The sequence below is a fragment of the Rhizobium sp. RAF36 genome (assembly GCF_052114105.1).
In the GTDB taxonomy this organism is placed as follows: domain Bacteria; phylum Pseudomonadota; class Alphaproteobacteria; order Rhizobiales; family Rhizobiaceae; genus Rhizobium.
Genome location: NZ_JBFREC010000019.1, coordinates 1 through 4,494 on the forward strand (window position 1 = coordinate 1; position 4,494 = coordinate 4,494).

The window sequence follows — 4,494 nt, forward strand, 5'->3', positions numbered from 1 at the left end:
CGACGTCATATGGCGTCATTGCCGCATGAGAGCGGCATGAATTGAGACCCTGCGCCGAGGCGCGGGGCAGAAACGCGTTGGTACTCCGCCCGGAAAATCAAAATGGGCGGATGAGCAGCTAATGCGGCGAGTTTTTCAACGATATCGGCCCAAAGCGGCCGTTGCAGGAAAGCATCCCGTCACACGGTCTCACCCCCGAAGGCGCACGACATCCTTCGAGGGCGGTAGTCCGAACTGCCTTGCGTATTCACGGCTGAACTGGTTCGGGCTTTCATAACCAACGCCGAAGGCGACCGACGTTGCCGTTCCTTCTCCAGCCATCAAAAGCCTGCGCGCATGCAGCAGCCGGACTTGCTTCTGGTACTGGATCGGGCTGAGTGCCGTGATTGCCTTGAAGTGTCGATGGAACGCCGAGACGCTGAGCGCCGCCATCTCCGCGAGAGCCTCGACCCTGAGCGGCTTGGCGAAATTTTCCCGGATCCATTGGATCGCAACGCCGATCCGCGATAGTGCAGCATCTGGCGCGGCAATGTCCCGCAGCATCCAGCCGAGCGGGCCTTGCAGCACCCTGAAGAGGATCTCACGCTCGTAGGCAGGTGAAAGCACGGCGATTTCGTCCGGACGGTCCATCAGCCGGAGCATCCGCACCCAGGCGTCGAGGAACTCGTCGTTGACCGGCGCGACGGAGAAACCGGAGCCGAACAGCTTGCTGCACACCTGCACGGGCAGATCGCTGATGAGGGCGGCGACCGTTGGCGAGTGGAGTGTCAGGCTGACCGCGAGATAGGGTTCTCCCGCCACCGAAGGGTGAACCGATCCCACCGCCGGAAGATCGACCGACATGACGAAATACGTCGCCGGGTCGTAGGCGAATGTCCGCTCGCCGACCGTCATCGTTTTCGAGCCAGTGAGGATCAGGTTGATCATCGGCTCGTAGACGGCCGAGAGCCGATGCTCCGGAATCTCGCCTTGGACCATTGCAACACGGGGAATTCCCGTTTCCGTGCGGCGGTTTTCCGCCGTCGATGCCAAGGCACGCAGTTCCTGAAGTTGCTTTTCCATGGCGATGACCGTGACAGCTCGAGAAAGCCCCTGCAAGCGTAAAGCAGAAATAGGCAAGCTTCGGAGAGGAATAGGTGAGCGGGCAAGATGGCACAGGCCTAGCTTCAGGGCACAGCAAACAGGCAAGGAAACAGCCATGAAGATCGTCATCGTCACCGGAGGAAGCCGGGGTCTTGGAGCCAGCACAGCCATCGAATGCGCCCGCAAAGGAATGGGCGTTGTCGTGACCTACAACAGCAACCCGGCAAAAGCGGACGATGTCGTCAAGGCAATCATCGGGAACGGCGGTAAGGCAGTAGCCTTAAAACTCGACGTCGGCGACATCGGCGCGTTTCCGGCCTTCCGGGATTCTGTTGCTTCGAAACTGCGTTCCATCTTCGGCCGGGACGATTTCGATTATCTCGTCAACAATGCCGGATACGGCCTCTTCAGTCCGATCGCGACTGTTACGGAAAAGCAGTTCGACGGGCTCTTTAATGTCCATCTCAAGGGCCCGTTCTTCCTGACCCAGATCCTGCTGCCGCTGATGGCGGATGGCGGCCAGATCATCAACATCACTAGCGCCACCTCGCGCGTGGCAACCGCTGGCGTCGCGCCCTATGCCTCCTTCAAGGGTGGGCTCGAAGTCCTGACCCGCTACATGGCCAAGGAGTTCAGCGAGCGCGGCATCCGGGCGAACTCGATCGCACCCGGCGCAATCCGCACGGAGCTTGGCGGCGGCCTGAACGACGAGTTCGAGGCCATGCTGGCAGGCCAAACCGCACTTGGCCGTGTCGGCGAGCCTGAAGAGATCGGTGGAGTCGTCGCCAGTCTCCTGTCGGCAGAGAACCGCTGGATCAACGCCCAGAACATCGAGGTCTCGGGCGGATACATTATCTGAGCAAAGGAGAGCACCATGCTCGACCATGTCTTCATATCCGTCAGCGACATCGATCGGTCGATTGCCTTCTACGAAGCGGCACTGGCACCACTCGGGATTGTTCATGCTCATGACTATGACGGAAAGGACGGGCCGCCCGGCCATCCTGATCTGAAGGGGTTCGGCGCGAATGGCAGAGTGTTCTTCTGGCTCCGCGAAGGCGTGGTCGAAGGCCGTGCTGCTCATATCGGCTTCGTCGCCGACAGCACCTCCCAGGTCGACGCCGCCTATGCCGCAGCTGTCGCCGCGGGCGCGTCAAAAATCCATCCGCCCGGAGCGCAGCTTCACTACGACCCTCGCTACTACGCCGCCCAGGTTCGCGACCCGGACGGCTACAGCCTCGAATTCGTCTACAAGGAATGGCAGCACTGATATGACAAAGCTGATGATCTACGGCGCGACCGGCTATACCGGCCGCATGGCGGCGGAACATGCGAAGGCTGCCCGCACGCCTCTCGTTCTCGCCGGCCGCAACGAAGCGACCCTCTCGAAACTCTCTGCGGAACTCGGCGTCGAGTACCGCGTCTTCGGCCTTGATGATGCTGCGGCAATTGACGTCGGTCTGGCTGGCGTCTCCGTCCTGCTGAACTGCGCAGGACCATTCATGCGCACCGCCGATTCGCTGATGAAGGCATCGATCCGCAACGGCATCCACTATCTCGACACGGCTGCCGAACTCGACAGCTACCGTCTGGCCGGCACGCTCGACGACGACGCGAAGGCTGGGGGCGTGATGCTCATGCCGGGCGGCGGCGGAAGCGTCTCCATGCTCGGCAGCCTTGCCGGACATGCGGTCGCTCGTGTGAACGCCCCCCGCAAGATCAGGATTGCGCTGCATGTCGCAGGCGGACTTTCGCGCGGGTCGGCGATCAGCGCCATGGAGAACGTCACAGTCGAAACCCTGGCCCGTGTGGACGGAGAGCTTGTCTCGATTGCCGCCGACGGCATCCGCAAGTTCGATTTCGGCAAGGGCGCGGTCGACTGCTTCCCGGTGACGCTGCCTGATCTTATCACCATCTGGCTGGCGACGGGGGTCCCCGACGTCGAGACCTTTGTGCATGTCACCGGCGATGGTTTCCCGCAGGGTGATCTCTCGACCCTACCGGACGGCCCCAGCGAAGAGGAGCGGCGGGCGAACCGCTACCAGGCAGCCGTCGAAGTCACTAGCACAGATGGAACGATCACCCGTTCCATCCTCGATACGGTCAACGGCTATACGTTCACGGCAATGGCGGCGGCCGAGGCTGGCCGGCGCGTCCTTGGCGGCGAAGTCCGTCCCGGCTTCCAGACGCCTGCGGCCCTGTTCGGAAGCGGCTTCGCGCAGACCATCGCCGATACCTCGATCAACGATGTCTAAGGAGACCGGCGTCATGCAGAAGCTCATCGAATCCTTCATCATGACCGCCAATGCCTTCGACGTGGAAGGGACGCTGTCGCTGTTCGCAGCCGACGCCGTCATCGACGATGTTTCAGTCGGCGACGCCTTTGTCGGCCGCGATGGTGTCCGGCATTACCTCGAGCGGTTCTTCGTTGGTTACAGCACCAACAGCAAGCTGCTGTCGATCGAAGAACTCGACGAATTCCATTCGGACGTCCGGCTCGATTTCACAGGCGATTTCGGACACGAGATCGGGATCCTGAAGATCGCGGTCAATCCCGATGGCCTGATCGAGCGCATCGACGCCGATCTCGAATAACAGACTAACTTTCAGCCCTATCGAAACAGGAACATCTGCGCCCAGCGCGCCGATGCCGGGGAGGGCGTGCATTCCGCAGGCCTCCGGCACGACAAGGAGCAAATTCATGACCCTATCGCCATCCTTCGCACAGGATGCTGCAGACCGGCTCGCCGTCGTCGAGGCTCTCTATCGCTTCACGGCCGGCATCGATCTTCGCGACAGCGATCTCCTCGCATCATCGCTGGCGGAGAATGCCGTCTCCGACTTCCGACCGGCTGCTGCCAAGGCCGGCTTCGAATATCCCGTTATCGAGGGCCGGGATGTCATCGTCTCGGCGTTGGCGACATCGCTCGCCAACCTGGACACGACGCATTCCGTCAGCAATCCGCGGGTGATGATCGATGGAGACACCGCACGCATGGACGTTCTCGTCGAAGCCCAGCACGTTGCCCGCAGCGATCCCTCGCGTCATTACCTGATGAAGAACCGCTACGACGTCGAACTCAAGAGGAACGGCGGCCTCTGGGTCATCACCCGCAACACCGTCGACAACGTCTGGCGCTCCGGCGACATTGGAGTCCTTTCCGGCATCTAGCCTCCACTATAGGTGCCCAAGGAGGGCGGCGAGAGACTTTGTCTCCGCCGCCTAGTAGCCTGTGGCCGCGGGGTAGCGCGATGTCCGCTTCTGGCGGATACTGTTGAAAAACTATTGGTGGTGAGCATCTCATCTATCCCCTTAGAAATTAGCGTCCGTGACACGAACGCCCGCCGAGATATCGTAATGCCTTTCTAGGAGGCTAAATGTGTGTAACTCGGTTGTGGATGGCGAAACAA

6 protein-coding genes are annotated in these 4,494 nt (G+C 61.1%); 5 read left to right on the forward strand and 1 reads right to left on the reverse strand.

Annotated features, from left to right (window positions below; translation table 11 throughout):
- Positions 1–189 precede the first annotated feature (189 nt).
- On the reverse strand, positions 190–1,062 hold the full coding sequence (locus tag AB4Z25_RS29245) for an AraC family transcriptional regulator N-terminal domain-containing protein (protein WP_442210551.1): 873 nt from the start codon (positions 1,060–1,062) through the stop codon (positions 190–192).
- Between the two features lie 136 nt (positions 1,063–1,198).
- Here AB4Z25_RS29245 and AB4Z25_RS29250 point away from each other — a divergent pair, with 136 nt between their 5' ends.
- The 5 genes from AB4Z25_RS29250 to AB4Z25_RS29270 all read left to right on the forward strand — a co-directional run bounded on the left by AB4Z25_RS29250 (position 1,199) and on the right by AB4Z25_RS29270 (position 4,255).
- Positions 1,199–1,942 (forward strand): SDR family oxidoreductase, encoded by a 744-nt coding sequence (locus tag AB4Z25_RS29250; protein WP_112541151.1) that lies wholly within the window; start codon positions 1,199–1,201, stop codon positions 1,940–1,942.
- Between the two features lie 15 nt (positions 1,943–1,957).
- Positions 1,958–2,353: a VOC family protein gene (locus tag AB4Z25_RS29255; protein WP_112541150.1), complete on the forward strand. Its 396-nt coding sequence runs from the start codon at positions 1,958–1,960 to the stop codon at positions 2,351–2,353.
- Between the two features lies 1 nt (position 2,354).
- On the forward strand, positions 2,355–3,338 hold the full coding sequence (locus AB4Z25_RS29260) for a saccharopine dehydrogenase NADP-binding domain-containing protein (protein ID WP_112541149.1): 984 nt from the start codon (positions 2,355–2,357) through the stop codon (positions 3,336–3,338).
- Between the two features lie 13 nt (positions 3,339–3,351).
- On the forward strand, positions 3,352–3,678 hold the full coding sequence (locus tag AB4Z25_RS29265) for a nuclear transport factor 2 family protein (protein WP_112541148.1): 327 nt from the start codon (positions 3,352–3,354) through the stop codon (positions 3,676–3,678).
- Positions 3,679–3,784: 106 nt separating this feature from the next.
- Entirely contained in the window at positions 3,785–4,255 is a 471-nt protein-coding gene (locus AB4Z25_RS29270) for a nuclear transport factor 2 family protein (RefSeq protein WP_112541147.1), read from the forward strand.
- The last annotated feature ends 239 nt before the right edge of the window (positions 4,256–4,494 follow it).

Bases quoted from the DNA above. Each gene is read 5' to 3' on its own strand.
- AB4Z25_RS29255 (WP_112541150.1), top strand. From the start codon at position 1,958: ATGCTCGACCATGTCTTCATATCCGTCAGCGACATCGATCGGTCGATT.
- AB4Z25_RS29250 (WP_112541151.1), top strand. From the start codon at position 1,199: ATGAAGATCGTCATCGTCACCGGAGGAAGCCGGGGTCTTGGAGCCAGC.
- AB4Z25_RS29265 (WP_112541148.1), top strand. From the start codon at position 3,352: ATGCAGAAGCTCATCGAATCCTTCATCATGACCGCCAATGCCTTCGAC.
- AB4Z25_RS29270 (WP_112541147.1), top strand. From the start codon at position 3,785: ATGACCCTATCGCCATCCTTCGCACAGGATGCTGCAGACCGGCTCGCC.
- AB4Z25_RS29260 (WP_112541149.1), top strand. From the start codon at position 2,355: ATGACAAAGCTGATGATCTACGGCGCGACCGGCTATACCGGCCGCATG.
- AB4Z25_RS29245 (WP_442210551.1), bottom strand. From the start codon at position 1,062: ATGGAAAAGCAACTTCAGGAACTGCGTGCCTTGGCATCGACGGCGGAA.